General features: G+C 48.3%; 18 protein-coding genes. All 18 read left to right on the top strand.

All coding sequences use genetic code 11. The annotated features are described in order from the left end of the window. Nucleotides 1–2 precede the first annotated feature (2 nt). Nucleotides 3–848 carry an ExeA family protein gene (locus tag R4537_RS17120; RefSeq protein ID WP_000281364.1) on the top strand — a complete coding sequence of 282 codons (846 nt, stop codon included), beginning with the start codon at nucleotides 3–5 and terminating at the stop codon, nucleotides 846–848. Continuing rightward, the gene (locus R4537_RS17115) at nucleotides 845–1,996 is read left to right on the top strand and encodes a tetratricopeptide repeat protein (RefSeq protein ID WP_071178325.1); all 1,152 of its coding nucleotides are present in this window, start codon (nucleotides 845–847) and stop codon (nucleotides 1,994–1,996) included. Before R4537_RS17120 ends, R4537_RS17115 begins: the two co-directional genes overlap by 4 nt. Further along, nucleotides 1,986–3,713, top strand: coding sequence for an MSHA fimbrial ATPase MshE (locus R4537_RS17110; protein ID WP_071178326.1), 1,728 nt, complete (start codon nucleotides 1,986–1,988; stop codon nucleotides 3,711–3,713). The genes R4537_RS17115 and R4537_RS17110 overlap by 11 nt, the downstream gene beginning before the upstream one ends. Nucleotides 3,714–3,721: 8 nt before the next feature. Beyond that, entirely contained in the window at nucleotides 3,722–4,945 is a 1,224-nt protein-coding gene (locus R4537_RS17105; RefSeq protein ID WP_071178327.1) for a type II secretion system F family protein, read from the top strand. Between the two features lie 2 nt (nucleotides 4,946–4,947). Next, nucleotides 4,948–5,400: an MSHA biogenesis protein MshF gene (locus R4537_RS17100; protein ID WP_071178328.1), complete on the top strand. Its 453-nt coding sequence runs from the start codon at nucleotides 4,948–4,950 to the stop codon at nucleotides 5,398–5,400. Nucleotides 5,401–5,480: 80 nt separating this feature from the next. Then, on the top strand, nucleotides 5,481–6,035 hold the full coding sequence (locus R4537_RS17095; RefSeq protein ID WP_000738709.1) for a prepilin-type N-terminal cleavage/methylation domain-containing protein: 555 nt from the start codon (nucleotides 5,481–5,483) through the stop codon (nucleotides 6,033–6,035). 34 nt (nucleotides 6,036–6,069) lie between these two features. Next, a complete protein-coding gene (locus R4537_RS17090) occupies nucleotides 6,070–6,549 on the top strand; it encodes a type II secretion system protein (protein ID WP_071178349.1) in 480 nt (159 codons plus the stop codon). 60 nt (nucleotides 6,550–6,609) lie between these two features. After that, nucleotides 6,610–7,122, top strand: a complete 513-nt coding sequence (locus R4537_RS17085; RefSeq protein WP_071178329.1) for a type II secretion system protein — start codon at nucleotides 6,610–6,612, stop codon at nucleotides 7,120–7,122. Next, nucleotides 7,112–7,681, top strand: coding sequence for a prepilin-type N-terminal cleavage/methylation domain-containing protein (locus tag R4537_RS17080; RefSeq protein ID WP_071178330.1), 570 nt, complete (start codon nucleotides 7,112–7,114; stop codon nucleotides 7,679–7,681). The genes R4537_RS17085 and R4537_RS17080 overlap by 11 nt, the downstream gene beginning before the upstream one ends. Further along, nucleotides 7,681–8,451, top strand: coding sequence for a PilW family protein (locus R4537_RS17075; protein WP_042989134.1), 771 nt, complete (start codon nucleotides 7,681–7,683; stop codon nucleotides 8,449–8,451). The genes R4537_RS17080 and R4537_RS17075 overlap by 1 nt, the downstream gene beginning before the upstream one ends. After that, a complete protein-coding gene (locus R4537_RS17070; RefSeq protein WP_000979734.1) occupies nucleotides 8,423–8,842 on the top strand; it encodes a hypothetical protein in 420 nt (139 codons plus the stop codon). Before R4537_RS17075 ends, R4537_RS17070 begins: the two co-directional genes overlap by 29 nt. Next, nucleotides 8,835–12,581 (top strand): DUF6701 domain-containing protein, encoded by a 3,747-nt coding sequence (locus R4537_RS17065; protein ID WP_071178331.1) that lies wholly within the window; start codon nucleotides 8,835–8,837, stop codon nucleotides 12,579–12,581. Before R4537_RS17070 ends, R4537_RS17065 begins: the two co-directional genes overlap by 8 nt. 160 nt (nucleotides 12,582–12,741) lie before the next feature. Next, the gene (locus R4537_RS17060) at nucleotides 12,742–13,785 is read left to right on the top strand and encodes a rod shape-determining protein (RefSeq protein WP_000473775.1); all 1,044 of its coding nucleotides are present in this window, start codon (nucleotides 12,742–12,744) and stop codon (nucleotides 13,783–13,785) included. A gap of 56 nt (nucleotides 13,786–13,841) precedes the next feature. Next, nucleotides 13,842–14,732 carry a rod shape-determining protein MreC gene (gene mreC, locus R4537_RS17055; RefSeq protein WP_000802451.1) on the top strand — a complete coding sequence of 297 codons (891 nt, stop codon included), beginning with the start codon at nucleotides 13,842–13,844 and terminating at the stop codon, nucleotides 14,730–14,732. Continuing rightward, a complete protein-coding gene (gene mreD, locus R4537_RS17050; RefSeq protein WP_000952872.1) occupies nucleotides 14,719–15,207 on the top strand; it encodes a rod shape-determining protein MreD in 489 nt (162 codons plus the stop codon). The genes mreC and mreD overlap by 14 nt, the downstream gene beginning before the upstream one ends. Continuing rightward, nucleotides 15,204–15,767: a Maf family protein gene (locus tag R4537_RS17045; RefSeq protein ID WP_162750089.1), complete on the top strand. Its 564-nt coding sequence runs from the start codon at nucleotides 15,204–15,206 to the stop codon at nucleotides 15,765–15,767. The genes mreD and R4537_RS17045 overlap by 4 nt, the downstream gene beginning before the upstream one ends. A gap of 25 nt (nucleotides 15,768–15,792) precedes the next feature. Continuing rightward, nucleotides 15,793–17,262 carry a ribonuclease G gene (rng, locus tag R4537_RS17040; protein ID WP_001271880.1) on the top strand — a complete coding sequence of 490 codons (1,470 nt, stop codon included), beginning with the start codon at nucleotides 15,793–15,795 and terminating at the stop codon, nucleotides 17,260–17,262. A gap of 12 nt (nucleotides 17,263–17,274) precedes the next feature. Then, nucleotides 17,275–21,150, top strand: coding sequence for a YhdP family protein (locus R4537_RS17035; RefSeq protein WP_080483308.1), 3,876 nt, complete (start codon nucleotides 17,275–17,277; stop codon nucleotides 21,148–21,150). The last annotated feature ends 7 nt before the right edge of the window (nucleotides 21,151–21,157 follow it).

Here is a 21,157-nt window from a genome sequence, read left to right as displayed (position 1 = left end):
GTATGTATTTATCGCACTTTGGCCTTGAACAGTTACCTTTTCATCTCACTCCGGATACCGAATTGTTTCTGGGGCTCGCACCGCACTTTGAGGCGATTCAAACCTTAAGTGCGGCGATTGAGATGGGGGAAGGCGTCAGCAAGCTCACTGGAGAGGTCGGTACTGGAAAAACCATGGTCTGCCGCATGTTGTTGACGCACTTAGGCGATGAAGTGGCGCTGATTTATCTGCCCAATCCTATGCTGAGCGGCGAAGAATTAAGGCAGGCGGTCGCAGCGGAATTGCAGTTGGATGTTGTATCGCCCGTGCGAGTGGTCGAGCAGATCCAAACACGACTGATTGAGCTTCACCAACAAGGTAAACGCGTGGTTGCTTTGGTCGATGAAGCGCAGGCGTTGTCTGATGAAGCGCTAGAAACCTTGCGCTTATTTGGCAACTTAGAAACGGAACAAACTAAGCTGCTGCAGATTGTTTTAATTGGGCAACCTGAACTCGATGTGCGATTAGCGCAGCATCATTTGCGTCAGTTTCGGCAACGGATCACCTTTAACGCCAATTTGCGCCCGTTAACTCAAGCTGAGACTGAGGTGTATATTGAGAGCCGTTTACAGAAAGCCCAAGCGCCGTATCCGCTGTTCAATGCGACCCTGAAAAAAGCTGTCTGGCGTGCATCACAAGGGATCCCGCGTTTGATCAATCAAATTTGTCATAAGGCGCTGTTACTCGCTTGGCATGAGCAGAGCCCGTTGGTCAATCAACATCATCTTTTTGCAGCGATTCATGACACCTATGACAGCTGCAAACCAAGATTTAAAACCCCAATTTTGTGGGGATGGAGCAAACCATGAGTGTGGTGAATGAAGCATTAGCAAAGAGTGCGCAGCGAAGTCACTCACGCCTTTCGAATATTGAGCGGATTGATGTTGCAAAGCCGAAAGCTCGTCCAGCGTGGTTATGGGTGATGCTAGGCTTTGGCGTGAGTCTTGCCGTTGGTGGTTGGTCTATCTCATTGCAATCGGTGGATGCTATTCCGTCGTCAGCGGAGATTGTGCAGCCAGAAGTGCCGTCACCGACCCAAAAGACCACACAGCAAAGCATCGCCTTATATCAAGCACCGATTAACAGCGAAGCTTTGGTTAAGAATGAAACTTTGGTCCAAAAAGAAACGTTGCCCAAGAACGAAACTGCTGTCAAAAACGCAGTACTTGCTAAGGTAGAAAGCTCACCCTCCTCACTCAAGCAGACTGCGAATCGTCAGCGAGAGCAAACCGCGCTAGGGACTGAGTTAAACGCAGAGCCGGTTCTGAATCTTGCTGATAATTCAGAACTGAGCTTTTTCGAAGAAGAGGTCTCAAGCTTACCGAGCTCATCGCCGGTGATGATCGTAGAGCAAGTCTCATTAACGCCGGAACAGTTAGCGCAAAAAGCCTTACAGCGTGCGCAAAAAGCGATGGAAAGTAATGAGTTACAGACGGCAGTCTCCGCCTATACGGAAGCGCTGCGTTATACCCCGCATGATGAAATGGTAAGGCAAAAACTGGCGGCGCTCTACTATGGCAAAGGCGATGGGCGCAAAGCGTTTGATTTGATGCAAGCCGGGATTGAGCGTAATCCGGACGGTGAAGTGCTGCGTTTGGCGCTCGCCAAGTTACTGGTCAAAGAAAAGCAAGACGCCGCGGCTTTGGTGCCTTTGGCTTATCTGCCTTCGCAGCCCTCAATTGAGTATCTGTCACTGCGTGCTGCTCTCGCGCAGAAAACCAAGCAAGATGAGATCGCGCGGGAAAGCTATCAACAACTAACAGAGAAAGATCCCAATAATGGGCGTTGGTGGTTAGGGTTGGCGATTCAACAAGAGCGCGCTCTACAATGGCCTGCGGCGCAGCGCGCCTATCAACAAGCTCTCAATAAAGTTGGATTGTCCAGTCAATCGCAAGCGTTTATTCATCAACGCTTGCAATTACTGGCCAGTTTAGAGGAGACACAAGGTGCCAATTAATAAACTGCGTAAACGGCTTGGTGACTTGCTGGTTGAAGAAGAGATTGTGAGTGAAGCGCAGCTTGAACAAGCGCTCAATGCCCAGAAAAAGACCGGACGTCGCTTAGGGGATACCTTAATTTCGCTTGGCTTTTTAAGCGAAACCCAGTTGCTGAACTTTTTGGCGCAGCAATTGAGTTTGCCAGTGATCGATCTGAGCCGTGCCCATGTCGATATTGATGCGGTTCCTTTGCTGCCCGAAGTCCATGCTCGCCGTTTGCGTGCGCTGGTGATCGGTCGTAGTGGCGATACGCTGCGCGTAGCTATGAGTGATCCTGCGGATCTGTTTGCTCAAGAGGCTCTGCTCAATCAGTTACCTGATTATGGTTTTGAGTTTGTCATCGCCCCTGAAAAGCAGTTGGTGGATGGTTTTGATCGTTACTATCGCCGCACCAAAGAAATTGTCTCGTTTGCCGAGCAATTGCATGCCGAACACAAAACCAATGATAGTTTTGATTTTGAGATCACTGATTCAGATAGCGATGAAGTGACGGTTGTTAAACTGATCAACTCTCTGTTTGAGGATGCGATTCAAGTGGGAGCCTCGGATATACATATTGAGCCGGATGCCAACGTACTGCGTTTGCGCCAACGGATCGATGGGGTATTGCATGAAACCTTGCTCCATGAAGTGAATATCGCCTCCGCCTTAGTGCTGCGCTTAAAATTGATGGCGAATCTGGATATTTCAGAAAAACGCCTTCCGCAAGATGGACGTTTTAACATCCGCGTAAAAGGGCAATCCGTCGATATCCGGATGTCAACCATGCCTATCCAGCATGGTGAATCGGTGGTGATGCGTCTGCTCAACCAATCTGCAGGGGTTAGAAAGCTCGAAGAGTCCGGTATTCCGCCTCATTTATTGCTGCGTTTGCGTCAGCAGTTGAAACGCCCTCATGGCATGATTCTGGTGACGGGACCTACTGGCTCGGGGAAAACCACCACCTTGTATGGCGCACTCAACGAGCTCAATACGTCCGGCAAAAAAATCATTACTGCGGAAGATCCGGTGGAATACCGGATTTCACGGATCAATCAGGTACAAGTGAACCCGAAAATCAATCTCGATTTCTCTACGTTACTGCGCACTTTCTTGCGTCAAGACCCAGATATTATTCTGGTCGGTGAGATGCGTGACCAAGAGACGGTCGAAATTGGCCTGCGCGCCGCCTTAACTGGTCACTTAGTCTTAAGTACGTTGCACACTAATGATGCCGTCGATAGCGCGCTGCGTTTGATTGATATGGGCGCGCCCGGTTATCTGGTCGCCAGTGCGGTACGTGCCGTGGTTGCGCAGCGATTGGTGCGTAAAGTCTGTCCGGATTGTAGTGGACATGATGAGGTGGATGAAGCGCGTCGCCAATGGCTTGTGACGCGTTTCCCTAACCAAGTTGCCGCCAAATTCACTCGTGGACGCGGCTGCCAAAACTGTAACTTAACCGGTTATCGCGGCCGGATCGGTGTATTCGAAATGCTTGAGCTGGATCAGCCGATGATGGATTGCTTGCGGGCAAATGATGCTGTGGCCTTCTCTAAAGCCGCACGCAGTAACACCGATTACAAACCGCTACTGGCTTCGGCGATGGAGTTAGCGCTGCAAGGTATCATCAGTCTTGATGAAGTGATGTCGCTGGGTGAAGGTGATTCCTCTGGTCTGGTTGAACCGATTTATCTGTAGGAGTAGGCATGGCGACGTTTTATTATCAGGGGCGTAATGCCGATGGCAGCAAAGCCTCTGGGTTAGTCGAGGCTGCCACTGAGGAATTAGCCGCAGAAATGCTGCTCAACAAAGGTATTGTGCCTACTTCGATTGCGCAGGGGGAGGTGGAAAAAAGTGCCTTCGATTTTAACTGGAAAGCGCTACTGACTCCCTCCGTACCACTGGAAGTGCTGGTGATTTTTTGCCGACAAATGTACAGCTTAACCAAAGCGGGGGTGCCTTTACTGCGCTCCATGCGCGGCTTAGCCCAGAATAGTCACAATAAGCAGCTCAAAGCGGCGCTTGATTCAGTCTGTAATGAGCTGACCAATGGTCGTAACTTGTCGGCTTCCATGCAGTTGCATCCCGCGATTTTTAGCCCTTTGTTTGTTTCTATGATCCAAGTGGGAGAAAATACAGGGCGATTAGATCAGGCTTTGTTGCAATTGGCTGGCTACTACGAACAAGAAGTGGAAACGCGCAAAAGAATCAAAACGGCGATGCGCTATCCGACTTTCGTCATCACTTTTGTGCTGTTAGCGATGTTTATTTTGAACGTCAAAGTGATCCCGCAATTTACTAGTATGTTTAGCCGCTTTGGGGTCGATTTACCCTTGCCAACACGGATTTTGATTACCACGTCCGATTTTTTTGTGAACTACTGGAGCTTACTGCTCGGGATCATTGTTGGGTTACTGTTTGCGTTTCGGGCTTGGGTCAATACCACGAATGGCCGCATTCGGTGGGATCATTTGCGTCTGCGTATGCCGATTGTGGGAGACATTGTTAATCGTGCGCAGCTTTCACGTTTTGCGCGTACTTTCTCCTTGATGCTGTCGGCAGGCGTGCCGCTTAATCAATCGTTAGCGCTGTCGGCAGAAGCGATAGATAACAAGTTTCTAGAGCAGCGTATTTTAGAGATGAAAAGCCAGATTGAATCTGGGGTGGCGGTTTCTGCCACAGCGATCAATGCCAAAATTTTTACCCCTTTAGTGATTCAGATGATGTCGGTGGGAGAAGAAACCGGGCGTATCGATGAACTTCTGCTAGAAGTGTCTGATTTTTATGATCGTGAAGTCGACTATGATTTAAAAACGCTCACGGCACGCATTGAGCCTATTTTATTGCTGTTTGTCGCGGCCATGGTACTGGTATTGGCGCTGGGCATCTTCCTTCCTATGTGGGGCATGATGGATGCACTCAAGGGCTGATAATGAAAATAGGATTTGAGCGTACCCGATTTGTTCTCTGGTTCGCTTTGGTGGTGGTTTTATTGACGGCGATGTTTTCGGTATGGCGGTCTATGTTCAGTGATACGCTACACACCGCCTTAGAGATGACAAGGTTGCAACTGATTGATCGGGCGAACACTTATAAGCAAGAGTGGGTATTGCAAGGGCACCCAGCACACTTACAGATAGAACAAGCCGAGATTCCAATGCAACATGGGTGGGTTTTTCCCAAGCTCGATCAAGGAGTTGATTGTGAAAAAGTGCTATTTTTGCTCTATCCTGATCGTAAGGTGTTGGACTGGTTACCAAGAGTGACGGCATTCCAGCGTGCGAATGGCTACCAGTGCCGTTATCAATACGGTGATATGGTGCAACTCGACGTGGAATTGAAGGATCGCTACTTTGCGATAAATGCCAGTTTTTTGATGCGCTGAATTTTTGACACGTTAACCACATCAAAGTTAAAAAAGGGCGTATAATGCACGCCGTACGTTACGTAAATGAGTTGAAAAATATGAAGAAAATGCAGCAAGGCTTTTCATTGGTGGAACTGGTCATCGTGATTGTGGTGGTTGGGTTACTGGCTGTCGCCGCTTTGCCCCGTTTTCTTGATGTGACCGATGAGGCGAAGAAAGCCAGTATTGAGGGGGTTGCAGGGGGCTTTGCCACTGGTGTCCTCTCTGCACGAGCGCAATGGGAGGCGCAAGCTCGCCCTACGTTGACCGCCAATAATTATCCGTCCATTAATTATGATGGAGTCAATTTTTGGTTAACCACCTCCGCAACCAGCGGCTATCGTGATGGTTATCCTTTGGGCTTGAATACCGATAATGCGACTTATCCTTCAGGTATCACAGATCAGGCTTGCATAGATTTAATGAATAATTTGCTGCAAAACCCACCTCAAGTGGGCACGGAAACTCAAGCAGCGAGTAATTCTAATTACAAATATTCAGCGAAAGCGAATAGTAGTGCTGCCACATGCACTTATGCGCAAAATGAAAAAGGCAGCCAACATGAATTTGTTTATGAAGTTAACACTGGTCGCGTGACCGTAACCTTGCAGTAATGCTGCGTATTCACATGAAAGAGAGATGGTAATAATGAAAAGACAAGGTGGTTTCACCCTAATCGAATTGGTCGTGGTGATTGTAATTCTCGGTATCTTGGCCGTCACAGCAGCGCCCCGTTTCTTAAACCTGCAAGGCGATGCGCGAGAGGCATCACTGCAAGGCCTAAAAGGTGCAATGCAAGGTGCAGCAGGTATCGTTTACGGCCGAGCTGCATTAGATGGAAAAGAAGGAATTCCAACTGGGCAGGAAGTAACAATCGGCAGTGATAATGTGGCTCTTGTTTGGGGGTACCCAGCAGCCAATGCTAATGGTATTGGCTTGGCTGTTTCAGGATTAAATTCAGATTGGTCTGTTGTTGCATCAAGTGCTACAGCAGGTTCTGAGTCGATATCATATAGCTTTAAAAATGGTGTTACTGGTGCTAATGCAACTAAATGCTCTGTAACATATTCTCTGTTTACAACAGTGAGTAATGCTCAACCTACAATCTCAGTTAGTAAATGTGACTGATTTTAAAGGCCAGCTTGTCTGGCCTTTGTTCTCTAACGGCTTGAGCTAAATTTATTCGCCATGCGGCAAAGCAGTATTGAGTTGTCTCAGGGTAAAACACAAGGTTTTACCCTTATTGAACTGGTAGTGGTGATTATCCTACTAGGGATACTCTCTGCTTATACGGCGAGCCGATTTTTGGGGCCTTCCTCCTTTGCGGTGGTAACCACGCAGAGTGAAATATTAGCCTCACTGCGTTTAACCCAAAGCCGCGCGATGCAGCGTACGGGGTATTGTAATCGTTGGTTGCTCACCAGCGCTGCGGCAGTGCAAGTCTCCCCGCAAGCCATGCAAGGCAGTTGTCTTAGCGTTTTTCCCAGTAACCCTACCGACCCTTCGTGGGTGGATGCCACCGCCAGTGGTGTGGCGCTTTCCTTAACGGGTTCGGGTGGGACTTCTTTTCTTGATTTCGATAGTTTAGGCCGTGCTACGCAATGTATCAGTGCTGGGTGCACGGTGAGCATCAGTAGTTCGACGCACAATGAGGTTCGCCAAGTCTGCATCAATACCGAAGGGTATATTTATGCCTGTTAAGCCGATGATTGCTACGCGTGGTTTTACCTTGGTTGAGATGATCATCGTGATTGTGGTGTTGGGTGTTGCACTAGTTGGCGTAACCACCTCGTTATATCCACGCTCCAAACAGAGTGCAGAGCAAGTGTTATCGGTGAAAGCTGCAGAATTGGGGCGGGCAGTACTGGATGAAGTTTTGGGGCGTGCTTTTGATCAACACTCAGGCCCAAATGGTGGCTTACCTGAATGTGTGATTACGGAAACGGCTGAACGTACGCTTTGCAGTGCACCATCCGCGTTAGGTAAAGATACAGGTGAATCCAATAACACAGAATTCAACGACGTGGATGATTACATCACATCAAGCCCAATACCCGTCACTGATGTGCTGGGTACGGATATTTCCTCTGAATACCAACGCTTTAGCGTATCGATACAAGTGTTTTATGTATCAGATAATGGCGGTCAATTTTCGGCAACGCCTGCCACAGAGCGAACCCACTACAAACGTATTGCATTAGTGATTTACGATCCGCAAGGTAATGCGTATCCGTTTGCTGCGATTAAGGGGAACTACTGATGAGCCGTGGTTTCACCCTAATCGAAATGGTGATCACTATTATCTTGCTTGGCATTGTTGGCTTATTTCTGGGCAATATTGCTGGGCAAGCGATGGGGATTTACGTCGATACCACTGCGCGTGAAGCCTTAATCCAGCAAGGACGTTTTTTAACAGAACGTATGAGTCGTGAACTGCGTGAAGCCGTGCCCAATAGTGTCATGGTGGCCAATGGTTGTATTGAGTTTCTGCCGATTGTAAACAGCGCGATTTACCAGTCATTACCGACGAATACCGTGGATACTCTGCGCCTCTTGCCTATCACTAAGTCGATCCAAGCGGGAGAGCGTTTAGTGATTTCTCCCAATGATCCTGCTGCGTTACGCGCCGCTCTCTTGCCAGCAGCGGGGCAAATTGCCGAAGTGGCCAGCACCGTTGATTTCACACCACCACAGGATCGTACTATGGTGAATGTCCCCTTAGTGCAGGGCACTTTGTTTACCCTACAGTCGCCCGCGAATCGCGCCTATTTTTATACTACCCCCGTGGCATATTGTTACCAAGGTAACAGCATCTACCGCTATGCAGGCTATAGTTTGAATAGAACGGCCTTGTCACCTGCCTATTTAGGGAATGGGGTGTTAATGGCGCAGAGCCTGAGTGGTGCCAATTTCAGTGTGTTAGCCCCACAGTTGCAGCGCAATGGATTAGTCAAAATTGAGCTGACTTTTGCCGATAAAGGTGAGCAAGTAAGGTTTGATCATGATGCTCTGGTCTACAACACACCGTAAGCAGCAGGGCAATGCCTTGATTCTCGTGGTTTTTATTATCGTAGTGGTTGGATTTGTTGCGCTGGTGGCCAATCGCAATCAAGCGCGTAGTAGCCAACAACTGGTGTCTATGGTTTTGGGGACGCGAGCTGAAATGGCTGCACGCTCGGCGCTTAATATCGAGCTCAGTCGTTTTTATCAAACCACCACAGGTAGTTGCCATACGAGCACCTTACAGAATATTGATTTTGTGGGGGAAGGATTGGGGCAGTGCGTGGCCTCGGTAACGTGTCAATCTCTGGGGGCGTTAGATAATGGGCAAGAAGTCTACCAACTCAGCGCAATAGGGCGTTGTCAGGTAGGAGATTGGAGCTTACAACGCATTATTGAAGTAGGAGTGAAAAGTGAATAAGTGGTTAGCCAAAACGCTAGTGGGATTGGGATGTTTTGCATTGCTCTCTGCTTATGCTTTGGCATTTCAGGATATTGATCACTCAATTTATTTTCCCAGTGTTGTTCAAGGCCATGGCAGTTGTAGCGGCGCACCGAATCCGCAGTTAATTCAATACAACAGCGCAAGAATTAACGGAACGAATAATTCAGTTGTAGATTTTTGTTCTATTAACCCTACATCAGAACGCACCGATGCTCGGTGTGATAATAATCTTTGTCAAGTTTCAGGAAATACCGTTCCCTCACTCTCGTTAAGTGGGGGGAATCAATTTCAATTCTCCTCAAATACCGCTACTCAAATTAACGGATGTCAGAGTGGACAAAGCTTACAGGTTACCCAATCTAATCATGGACGGATAGAATTGTATCAAGCCTGTACTTTAACTTTCAGTAATCAGAACGAGTATAAAGTGACATCACTCACGGCGGGAGGAGGAGCAGTGGTTGTGCTTTCGTCGGGGGATTACTGGATTGAATCACTGGAGTTAAACCAAGGCAGCCAAGTTGTTGTTGATGGGGATGTACGCCTTTTTATTCGAAATAGTTCTGATTGGAATAGTGCACAGATTAATGTCTCAGGATCAGGCAATTTAACCATTGTTGGTTATAACAATATCACATTAAATCAATCGAATCAGGTAAAGGCTTATCTCTATGTCGGTGGCACATTAACTCTGCATAACACATCTGTCATTAATGGACGGGTCACAAGTCATCGATTATTTATGGAGGCTAATACTGAGATTAACCAAAATGAACAGCAAGGCTATGCTTGTTTTACCGATGATTTTAATCGCTCATCTCTTGGGCAAAATTGGATTCCTTACACCAGTAGCGGTAATTTCACACCGAGTATTATTAGTAACCGAATGCGTTTAACAGAAGCGATAACCAATCAAGCGACAGCAGTGACTTATCAGCGCATTTTTCCTGCAGCAGGCAATTTGGTTACCGTCGAGTTTGATTATTATGCATGGGCGAATTTAACCGGTAATGGAGCCGATGGGGTTTCGGTAATTTTTTCAGATGCGACGGTGACTCCGAGAACGGGAGGCTTTGGTGGCTCTCTAGGTTATGCACCGCGCACAGACTCTAACCCAGTCAAGCCTGGATTTGCTGGAGGTTGGTTAGGTGTCGGTCTTGATGAATGGGGTAACTATTCCAACCCAACCGAAGGGCGACAAGGTGGCCCCGGTTTTCGTCAGCAAGCTGTGGCGATTCGTGGTTCTGAGTCAGCGAATTATCAATATTTAGTGGGCACTGCCGCCAATCTCAATCCTAAATTAGATGTGCGTCGAGCTTGTTCATCTTGTATTTTCCCTGGTGCAGGACCCGGCCATCGTTATTTCATCACCATTGATTCGCGCAGTGGTGGTGCCGTTTGGGTTCGTGTCGATCGCTCCGTGAATGGCACGATGCAAACCTTAATTAACTGGTATAACGCGCTGAGTAACCCGAATCAGGGGGCAATACCGGTGGATTTTTTACTTTCATTAGCGGGTTCAACGGGCGCTTCGGTCAATAATCATGAAATTGAGAACTTCAAAGTGTGTGCATTGAAATCTCGCCCTGTTGGACAATTAATTGACCACTTCCGTTTCACTCTGCCACAGCAAGGGCTGACTTGTAGCGCTTCTGAGGTTCAGATCAAAGCTTGTGCGAATGACAATTGTAGTCAGCTATACACGGATCCTGTGACGGCTACGCTCTCTCCAAATTCAGCACCGAGTGCGACTGGTGGTTGGGTGAGCGGCTCACAAGTGAATTTCAATAATGGAATTGCCACGGCGCAACTGAGACGTAATAGTGTAGGGAATGTGTCAGTCAATGTACTTGGTTCGACTCCTGCCAGTAAGCCTTTTCAGGTCAACCTCTGTAGCTACACGAACAATCCCAACAGTTACTCTACGGCCAATTGTACCGTCAACTTTGCAGACAGCGGCTTTATTGTCGATGTACCCAATGCTTATGCTAACCAGACGGTGACGGGCACCATAAAAGCGGTGCGCAAAGATAATGCTTCACAACAATGCTTACCAAGTTTTGGCAATGTCCAAAAATCAGTGGCGTTTTGGAGTGAATACCTCAATCCGACGGCCAATAATAGTGGATTCCAATCTGTCAGTGTGGGGGTAAATGGAACGCCAATTGGTCAGTCTGCAAATAACGCGACCTCGATAAGTTTGAACTTTAATCAAAATGGTGAGGCGAGTTTCCCGATCTCTTATCGTGAAGTGGGTAGTCTAGCTCTGCATACTCGTTTCACGGGCAGCGGTGATGAGCAAGGTCTGCTCTTGGAGGGAGAAGATAGCTTTATTCGTGTCCCTAGGGCATTGGTACTCAGTGCTAATCATTCATATAACCCGACACATCAAAATGGCCAATGTTCTACAGAAGATATCAGTTGTAATGTTTTTGCGAGAGCCGATGAAAACTTTGATCTGAAAATTCGAGCCGTTGTTGCTGCGCCCATTGAAGATAATGATTTCACAAACAATTTAACGGCTTATAACTACCAGCAACAAAATATCGCGCTACAACACACTCTGGTGCAGCCATCGGCAGGGCAGTCGGGTGTGTTAGGCGTAAATGAATACACTCATCTACTTGGGGGGACAACGACTGTTGCGCAAAAAGTGAGTGAAGTCGGGGTGTTTGATTTCTCTTTGGTCGCACCCACCCATTATCTTGGCCTTGACTTAGCGAGCGCCAATCTACCGATCGATGTTGTGTCAACTGGGCCGATTGGGCGCTTTATTCCCGCTTACTTTTCGGTATCTCCGATGAGTAATGTCACCTTAGATGCGGCATGTAAAACCGGTAATGCCTTTAGTTATCTCGGTCAGCCGTTCGAGTATTCCAATAGTCCGGGACTCTATTTACAGCCTAAATCCGCCAATAATGCGGATACGCAAAATTATCTCATCGACCCTTGGTGGCGTTATAACAATCAATGGAATGGTCGCACTTACAGTGATAGTGCAAACGGTGTGAATCTTGGTTTCGATAATCTGCAGACTTCGCCTATCAGCAGACAGGCATTAAACAACAGTGGCATTGTCTTAAATGGTGAAAGGGTGTGGTATGAAAAACCAGTGCAGCTTAAGGAAGTGTTTAAGGCGGCGTTTGATCTGACCTTAAATGCCTCTAACTTAACGGATCTGGATGGGGTCTGTTATCGGCAGAATGCCGTATCCCCTTGTTTGGGATATACGTTTTCACACATTGATGGAGCTATGCCGCTGTATTGGGGCAAATTAGTCATTCAAGATGTGTATGGGCCAGAGACTCAAGCCTTGGAGCAACCCATGTATGTCGAGCATTTCACCAACAATGGTTTTGTTCGTACGATTGAGGACAGTTGCACAGCACTGCCTGCGATCACAGGTTTTACCTTGCAATCGAATGATTATATGGTGTTAACATCTGGCAGCGCCATTCCACCACAGGTGCGCGCTGAACATGATACTGGCAAGTTAGCCCAAGGTCAGCGTACTATCCGCTTTAGTGCGCCGGGAGCGGGGGCGCGTGGTGTGATTGATTCGGTGTTAGATCTCAATGCGCACAACTTGCTGTGGCTTGCCGAAGACAAAGATGGCGACAACAATTTTGATCAAACCACCCAAGGTCGAGCGCAATTTGGCTTGTATCGCGGCAGTGATCGGGTGATCTGGTGGCGTGAATCGCACTCACTCTGAATGCGTAATGGATCAATAATTTTCTCTTTCCGTTAGAGAACGGTTAGAAATTGCGTGTTTTAGTCCATGTTTATGGATCAACGCCTTGCTGTGATGGCAAGGCATTGGTACATTTAGTGCAATTTTCCTTTTCTCATTTCTTGCAGGACGAACGAAGAATATGTTTAAAAAACTTCGTGGCATGTTTTCTAACGACCTATCGATCGATTTAGGTACCGCCAATACACTTATTTATGTCAAAGGACAGGGCATTGTTCTTGATGAACCCTCGGTTGTTGCGATTCGTCAAGACAAAGGTCGTGGCGGTAAAACCGTTGCCGCGGTTGGCCATGCCGCAAAACAGATGCTCGGTAGAACCCCAGGTAATATTTCAGCCATTCGCCCAATGAAAGACGGCGTAATTGCGGATTTCTATGTCACTGAAAAAATGCTGCAGCATTTTATTCGCCAAGTGCACGATAACAGCGTGTTAAAACCAAGCCCACGTGTACTAGTCTGTGTGCCTTGTGGTTCAACTCAAGTTGAACGTCGCGCGATCCGTGAATCGGCACTCGGTGCGGGCGCTCGTGAGGTTTACTTGATTGATGAGCCAATGGCGGCCGCCATCGGTGCAGGTCTGCGTGTTTCTGAGCCAACCGGTTCAATGGTGATTGATATCGGTGGTGGCACGACGGAAGTCGCGGTGATCTCGCTCAACGGTGTGGTTTACTCCTCTTCTGTGCGTATCGGTGGTGACCGTTTTGATGAAGCCATTATTAATTATGTGCGCCGTAACTACGGTAGCCTGATTGGTGAAGCCACTGCAGAAAAGATCAAACACGAAATTGGCTCTGCTTATCCGGGCGATGACGTGCAAGAGCTTGAAGTGCGTGGCCGTAACCTTGCTGAAGGTGTACCACGCAGTTTCACGCTGAACTCGAACGAGATCCTTGAAGCGCTGCAAGAGCCGCTGACAGGGATTGTTTCTGCGGTGATGGTTGCACTCGAGCAGTGTCCACCAGAGCTGGCTTCTGATATCTCTGAAAACGGCATGGTTCTTACTGGCGGTGGTGCACTGCTGAAAGATCTCGATCGCCTCTTAATGGAAGAGACAGGAATTCCTGTAGTGATCGCTGATGATCCATTGACTTGTGTGGCTCGTGGGGGTGGTAAAGCCTTAGAAATGATCGACATGCATGGCGGCGATCTGTTTAGCGACGAATAATCCGTATTGCCACCTATTCAGTGTGGTACTTTGCTCAGCGCTAGGATGGTTATTGGATGAAACCTATCTTTGGTCGAGGACCTTCTCTGCAGCTGCGGCTATTTTTTGCGGTTATGCTATCAGCCAGCCTTATGCTGGCTGATAGTCGTTTAGGTACATTCTCAAATGTACGTTTTCTGCTCAATAGTCTGGTTGCGCCGATTCAGTTCGCAGCGGATATGCCGCGTGGACTGTTTGATGATTTTTATGACAGCATTAGCTCTCGTCAGCAGTTACGGGAAAATAACCAGCTACTTAAACGAGAAGTTCTGACCTTAAAAAGCAATTTGTTACTGCTTGAACAATACAAAGAAGAAAACCAACGGCTACGTAAGCTGCTTGGATCGTCCTTTTTACGTGATGAAAAAAAGGTCGTCACTGAGGTGATGGCGGTAGACACATCGCCTTATCGTCATCAGGTTGTGATCGATAAAGGCCGCGTGGATGGAGTGTATGAAGGACAGCCGATCATCAATGAAAAAGGCATTGTTGGTCAGGTAAGTTTTGTTGCTGCGCACAATAGCCGAGTATTGCTTCTGATTGACCCTAATACCGCGATTCCGGTACAGAATATTCGTAATGATATTCGAGTGATCGCCTCAGGCAATGGACAAACCGATCAAATCCAACTGGAACATATACCGACCAGTACCGATATTGAAGTTGGCGATATGCTCGTTACCTCTGGCTTAGGTGGGGTTTACCCAGAAGGCTATCCAGTGGCGATCGTGTCGCAGGTGGATAAAGACACGCGCCGTGAGTTTGCCTCGATCAAAGCCGATCCTGTAGTGGAATTTGATCGCTTGCGCTACTTATTGCTGATTTGGCCAAACGAAGATCGCTTACAAAAAGTGATGCAGGCTGATCCGCAAATGCTCTTAGAGGAAGAAGCCAATGCTCAGCAGTGATATTAAAGGCCGCATGGTCATTCTTGCCTCATTTTTACTGGCGCTGATTTTACAAACCATCCCATGGCCAGGAACCTTAGATCTGTTCCGGCCACCATGGTTGCTACTGGTCTGTTGTTACTGGGTGTTAGCATTGCCGCACCGAGTGAATGTCGGCAGCGCTTTGGTGATGGGCTTATTGTGGGATTTGCTACTCGGTTCCACCTTAGGCATTCGCGGCATGATGATGTCCATCCTTATCTACCTAGTGGCGATGAATTTTTTAGTGTTACGTAACATGGCGTTATGGCAGCAAGCTATTGTGATAGGCATGCTGTCTATGCTCCTAGAAGTGCTGATTTTCTGTGGTGAGTACCTGATCCAGAATGTGACATTCAATCCGTTGTCACTCTGGAGCGGAGTGATTGCCTGTATACTTTGGCCGTGGTTGTTTTTATTACTGCGCCGAGTTCGACGCCATTGGCATGTGAAATGACAATATCGAAATTAGTATTGGCTTCGGGATCCCCTAGACGTCGTGAACTGCTCGCTCAAATGGGTTATCAGTTTGAGGTCGTGGTACCGAATGTCGAAGAGAGACGCGCAGCGGCTGAGTCGCCTGCGCAATATGTTGAACGGCTTTCTCGCGATAAAGCGTTAGCGGGAGCTGCGTTGGTCGCGGCCGAGGCGGTCGTGATTGGTTCAGATACGATAGTTGTGAAAGATAAACAGGTGTTGGAAAAGCCGCGTGATTTTGCTGATGCAAAACGCATGTTACTCAAGCTTTCCGGTAGCCAACACCAAGTGATGACCGCGGTGAGTGTGACTTGCCGCGACATCACTCACTCCGTGGTGGTGACCACGGATGTGTGGTTTAAAACTTTGTCAGAACAAGAAATAGAAGCCTATTGGCAAAGTGGTGAGCCCTGCGATAAAGCTGGCAGTTACGGCATTCAGGGATTGGGTGGACGATTTGTTACGAGGATTGAAGGCAGCTACCACGCGGTAGTCGGATTGCCACTCTACGAGACTGACCAGCTTCTGCACAAATTCTAATCATTTTAATCATTGAGGTGCGCTCATGAGTGCAGAGTTGCTGTTAAACGTCACCCCGAGTGAAACTCGGGTGGCGATGATTGAAGGGGGAATCCTTCAGGAAATCCATATTGAACGTGAAGCCAAACGCGGCATTGTTGGCAATATTTACAAAGGCAAAGTAAGCCGGGTGTTACCGGGCATGCAAGCTGCTTTTGTTGATATTGGACTCGACAAGGCCGCTTTTTTACATGCCTCGGATATTGTGCCCCACACCGAGTGTGTTGCTGAAAGCGAGAAGCAGCAGTTCCAAGTGCGTGATATTTCCGAGTTGGTGCGCCAAGGGCAAGATATTGTCGTGCAAGTGGTCAAAGACCCGCTTGGCACTAAGGGCGCGCGTTTAACCACCGATATCACGCTCCCTTCTCGTTATCTGGTCTTTATGCCGGGGGCAAGCCATGTCGGCGTATCACAACGCATCGAAAGTGAAGCGGAGCGCGAACGCCTAAAGAAAATCGTTTCTCATTATTGCGATGAGCATGGCGGGTTCATTATCCGTACCGCAGCAGAAGGGGCAAACGAAAAAGAGTTGACTCAAGATGCGGCGTTTCTTAAGCGTTTGTGGTCAAAAGTGATTGAGCGGCGCAGCAAATACAAGAACCGCTCTATGTTGTATGGTGAGCTTGGTCTGGCGCAGCGCATTTTGCGTGACTTTGTCGGTACCGAACTGACCAAAATTCTCATCGATTCACGACAAGAGTTCGAAAACCTCAAAGAGTTTACCTCCGAATATGTCCCTGAGCTGACGGCTAAATTAGAGCTGTACCACGGCGATAAGCCCATTTTTGACATGTACGATACGGAAAATGAGATTCAGCGCTCTCTCGAACGTAAAGTGGAGCTCAAATCTGGCGGTTATCTGATCATCGATCAGACCGAGGCGATGACCACTATCGATATCAATACTGGTGCGTTTGTGGGTCGGCGTAATCTCGAAGAGACCATTTTCAACACCAATATTGAAGCGACTCAGGCGATTGCTCGTCAGCTGCGTCTACGCAATCTGGGTGGGATTATCATTATTGATTTTATCGATATGGCGTCGGATGAGCACCGTAAGCGAGTGCTCACCTCTTTAGAGACGGCGTTGATGAAAGATCGGGTCAAAACCAACATCAACGGCTTTACTCAGCTTGGGTTGGTGGAGATGACGCGTAAAAGAACCCGAGAAAGCATTGAACATGTGCTCTGTTCGACTTGTCCAACGTGTGAAGGGCGAGGCAGCGTGAAAACCGTGGAAACAGTTTGCTTTGAGATTTTGCGCGAAATTACGCGCGTGAATCGGGCCTACGATGCGGACAAATTCGTGGTCTATGCTTCACCGGCAGTGGCCGATACTTTGCAAGGTGAAGAGTCACATGCCTTGGCAGAGTTGGAAGTGTTCATTGGTAAAGAAGTGCGAATTCAAGCAGAACCACTCTACAACCAAGAGCAATTTGATGTTGTGATGATGTAAATAGGGCATCGGGTGATTTCGACAGTAACCCGCCTCGGGCGGATCCTTATGTGGCTGCTGGTCAGCCTGCTGATTGTGCTGGCTTTGGCCGTCACAGCCCTGCGCATTTTGCTGCCACAGATGAACCGTTTTCAGGCGGAGATTCAGCATTGGCTGAATCAAAACTCGTCGGTACAAGTGGCGATTGCCGATGTGCAAGGTTACTGGCGTAATACGCATCCCTCATTATCACTGCAAACCTTACAAGCCCATTGGCCGGACAGTAACGATATTCAGCTGAATGCGGCCAGTGTTGAGATTGAGTTCGACCTGCTGCAATCACTCTGGCAGCGGCAACCTGTGGTTGCCGATCTTACCGTCAATGGTTTAGTCCTTGATTTACGGGCAATCGACTGGTTGGCCTTAGAGCAAAATCCTAACCCGAAACAGTCGCGCCAAGGGCGAGTGGTCAAGCAGCTTGATGATCTTTTACTGCGTCAACTGGATGATTTTACCCTCAAAAACTCAGCGATTTTGTATCGCACTTTTGCCGGAGATTTGCGCCAGCTCGACATTGAAAAACTGCGTTGGCAAAACCAAGGTCTACGCCACTTTGCTGAAGGGGTGGTCAGCATTGCGGGTATCAACATCAACTCTTTGTTGGTAAGTGCTAACTTTATTGATCACGGTTCGCTGCGCGATGTGTCGGGCGATTTCTATGTCAGTGCGGATAAAGTGCGCGTATTACCTTGGCTAACACGATATTTAAAAGATCAAACCGGCATTCAAAAAGGCCAAGTAAGCTTAAATGCTTGGGCGACCCTTGAGCACAATCAGCCGAAAGATGGCTATGTCGAATTCAAGCCTTCGGAGTTGGTGTGGCAAAACGGTGAACAGACCCATGAACTGCTGCTTGAATCAGGGATTGTCGAACTCAAACCAACTGAGAAAGGTTGGCAAGTGAATGCCCACTCACTGCGTTTACGAAGTGATGATGAGCTATGGCCGCTTTTGGATGTGGCGATGGATTGGCAGCCCGATGAGTGGCGGCTTAATCTCTCTCAGCTCAATATTGAAAACCTGTTACCTCTGGCTAAGTTGATCCCCGAGTCACAAACGCTCAATCACTGGCTGACAACCTTAAAGCCAAAAGGGACTTTGGAAGATGTGCGCATTGCCAAAGGCGCAACGTTGGAATCGTTACGTTATTCGGCATCATTAATTGATGGTGGAATAGCGCAATGGGAGTTGCTGCCACAAGTCAATGCTCTGCAAGCGCAAATTCAAGGCTCACCGAGTAAAGCACTCATTAAAGCCAGCATGGTGGATGACGTGTTGCCCTATGGTGAGGTGTTCCAAGCTCCACTCCATATCCGCCAAGGCGCAGTGAATATTGTCTGGCAGCAAGAGCAATATGGATGGTCGCTTTGGTCCGATAAAGTCACGGTAGCGACGCCGGATTTGCAAGCACTGGGCGCATTTCGCCTCGATTTTCCGGATGATGCTAGCCCATTTCTCTCATTTTATGCCGAAGCCGATCTCTTTAATGCTGGGGAGACATGGCGCTACTTGCCGACGTTGGCGTTAGGGCGTGAGCTGACCGATTATCTCTCGACCGCGATTCAAGCGGGACAGGTCAATACCGCGAAACTGATCTGGTATGGCGCGTTAGATCAGTTTCCTTATCGCATGCACAATGGTGTGTTCCAAGCTTGGGTTGGTTTAAAAGAGGCCAAATTTGCCTTTGATACGGCTTGGCCACCGATCACCGATTTGCAGCTCGATCTGCTGTTTGAAAATGACGCCATGTATCTCGACTCGCGCTCTGCTACCTTGATGGAGGTAAGTGCTGAACGGATCACCGGTCGTATTCCAGAGTTGGCCGAGCTGGGTCATATCGAGATTGAAGCGGTAGCCAGTGCCCAACAAGGTAACGCGATTCGCAATTACATGATGGCGACCCCGTTAGTCGATTCCGTAGGCGCAGCGCTGACTACGATTCAAGTTAAAGGCCCAGTGCGCTCAGAGTTTCAACTTAATATTCCTTTCCACAGCGGTGCAGAGCCGCGGGCTTGGGGTTTTGCCGAGCTGAGCAATAACGCGGTGGATATTGATACGCCGCCGATGAGCCTAACCTCAGTGTCTGGCAAAATCGAGTTCGATAATGATCGCGTGAGTGCGGCGGGGCTAGATGCCCGTTTGCTCAAGCAACCCGTCTCAATCGATTTTAAAGGCGAAGATGCCAAGCGGGGTTATGTGGTTGGCATTGATGTGGTTGGGGATTGGGAAGTCAAGCCGCTGATCCCGTTTGTGGGCGAGCGTTGGTTAAGCCGAGTAAAAGGCCATGCCCCTTGGCAGGCACGTGTCGATATTCAGCTCAATGATGTGGGTTTTACTTATCAATTAGATGGTAAGGCGGATCTGCGCGGGTTAGAGAGCCGCTATCCTTTCCCACTCCAAAAAGCGATGAAAGTGAAAGGACAGGCTCTGTTGCAAGCCTCCGGCAATCAAGAGATGGTTTCTGTTCGTTTGCAACTGCCACAGGCAAAGTATCAGGCCGAGATTGATTTGACGCCTAAAGTGCCGATTTTGAAAGCCACTAATTTGGTGCTTGGGCAGGGCAGTTTTAAAATTAGCCCAGTGGTGGGGCATCATGTCCAGCTGCGTAGCCAAGCGTTTAATCTGGATGATTGGCTCGCCATTTTGAATGAAAAGCCTGCGCCTAAATCGCGAAAATCTAAGCTGGCCAGCTTAAATACGCCTGCATTTCCAATCCCGGAGCGAGTGGATGCGGCGGTTAAAGAGCTGACCTTTGCAGGGTTGGATTGGCATGACGTGGATCTTAATGCGCGGCGCAAAGACCTCGGATGGCTTCTCAATCTGGATAGCCAAGAGATCAAAGGCCAAGCCAATTATATTGAGCCTTATGATTTGAGTATTGCGCTTGAGCGCCTGCATCTGTTTTTGCCTCAGCTCGAGGTGGGGGAAGAGGCGTTGCTGGTCGACCTTGATCGCCCGAAATTACCGCTTATCACCGATTTTGATCGTAAATTCCATCAATGGATGCCTAACCTTACGTTGACCATCAAAGATTTTTGGTTGCAAGGCTATAAAATCGGTCAAGCGAATGTCGATTTTCAGCGCCAAGGGGATACGCTGCTGTGGAAGAGCATTGATTTCACTAGTGGTACCAACCAACTGCATGTTAATGGCACTTGGACGCTGACCGATACACAGAGCCGAACCCAAATGAATTTGGATATGAAGGGTGATAACAACAGTGACTTGATGGCGCGTTTTGGAATTAACTCTGGTATCCAGCGTGCGCCGTTTGAGATTACCGCAAGCACGCAATGGGATGGCGCTCCGTGGTCAATGCAGGTCAACACTTTGCAAGGCAAGGTGGATACCAAACTTGGTAAAGGGGTGATTTCCGATGTGAGTGGTGCGGCAAAGCTACTTGGTCTATTTAGCCTTGATTCGATCATACGCAAAATGCAGCTCGACTTTAGCGATGTGTTTGATAAAGGAATGGCGTTTGATTCGATCTCCGGCAGTGGTGAGCTGTCCCAAGGGATTTTTGTCACCAATAACATCAAAATGGATGCGGTGGCGGGACAGATGACGATTAAAGGTCTTGCCGATCTCAATACGCGCACTGTCGATGCAGAAGTGAATTTCGTTCCAGATATCACATCTGGCATTCCAGTATTGACGGCGTTTGCAGTGACACCGCAAACCGCCTTGTATGTGCTGGCGATCACCACAGTGATCTCTCCGGTGGTGGAAGTGTTTACTCAAGTAAAATACGAAGTAAAAGGACCGCTCGATTCACCGACGGTGAAAGAGCTTTCGCGCAGTAAAGGCGAGTTCAAGTTGCCGGAAAAGCTGCGTAAACTGGCTGAATAGGGAAGAA

Origin of the sequence: Vibrio paracholerae (assembly GCF_037672085.1) — a bacterium.
Taxonomy (GTDB): Bacteria; Pseudomonadota; Gammaproteobacteria; order Enterobacterales; family Vibrionaceae; genus Vibrio; species Vibrio cholerae.
This window is presented reverse-complemented; position numbering and strand designations above follow the sequence as displayed.

Coding starts and splice junctions, on each gene's coding strand:
- R4537_RS17120 (WP_000281364.1), top strand. CDS start 3: ATGTATTTATCGCACTTTGGCCTTGAACAGTTACCTTTTCATCTCACT.
- R4537_RS17115 (WP_071178325.1), top strand. CDS start 845: ATGAGTGTGGTGAATGAAGCATTAGCAAAGAGTGCGCAGCGAAGTCAC.
- R4537_RS17105 (WP_071178327.1), top strand. CDS start 3,722: ATGGCGACGTTTTATTATCAGGGGCGTAATGCCGATGGCAGCAAAGCC.
- R4537_RS17100 (WP_071178328.1), top strand. CDS start 4,948: ATGAAAATAGGATTTGAGCGTACCCGATTTGTTCTCTGGTTCGCTTTG.
- R4537_RS17095 (WP_000738709.1), top strand. CDS start 5,481: ATGAAGAAAATGCAGCAAGGCTTTTCATTGGTGGAACTGGTCATCGTG.
- R4537_RS17090 (WP_071178349.1), top strand. CDS start 6,070: ATGAAAAGACAAGGTGGTTTCACCCTAATCGAATTGGTCGTGGTGATT.
- R4537_RS17085 (WP_071178329.1), top strand. CDS start 6,610: ATGCGGCAAAGCAGTATTGAGTTGTCTCAGGGTAAAACACAAGGTTTT.
- R4537_RS17080 (WP_071178330.1), top strand. CDS start 7,112: ATGCCTGTTAAGCCGATGATTGCTACGCGTGGTTTTACCTTGGTTGAG.
- R4537_RS17075 (WP_042989134.1), top strand. CDS start 7,681: ATGAGCCGTGGTTTCACCCTAATCGAAATGGTGATCACTATTATCTTG.
- R4537_RS17070 (WP_000979734.1), top strand. CDS start 8,423: ATGATGCTCTGGTCTACAACACACCGTAAGCAGCAGGGCAATGCCTTG.
- R4537_RS17060 (WP_000473775.1), top strand. CDS start 12,742: ATGTTTAAAAAACTTCGTGGCATGTTTTCTAACGACCTATCGATCGAT.
- mreC (WP_000802451.1), top strand. CDS start 13,842: ATGAAACCTATCTTTGGTCGAGGACCTTCTCTGCAGCTGCGGCTATTT.
- mreD (WP_000952872.1), top strand. CDS start 14,719: ATGCTCAGCAGTGATATTAAAGGCCGCATGGTCATTCTTGCCTCATTT.
- R4537_RS17045 (WP_162750089.1), top strand. CDS start 15,204: ATGACAATATCGAAATTAGTATTGGCTTCGGGATCCCCTAGACGTCGT.
- rng (WP_001271880.1), top strand. CDS start 15,793: ATGAGTGCAGAGTTGCTGTTAAACGTCACCCCGAGTGAAACTCGGGTG.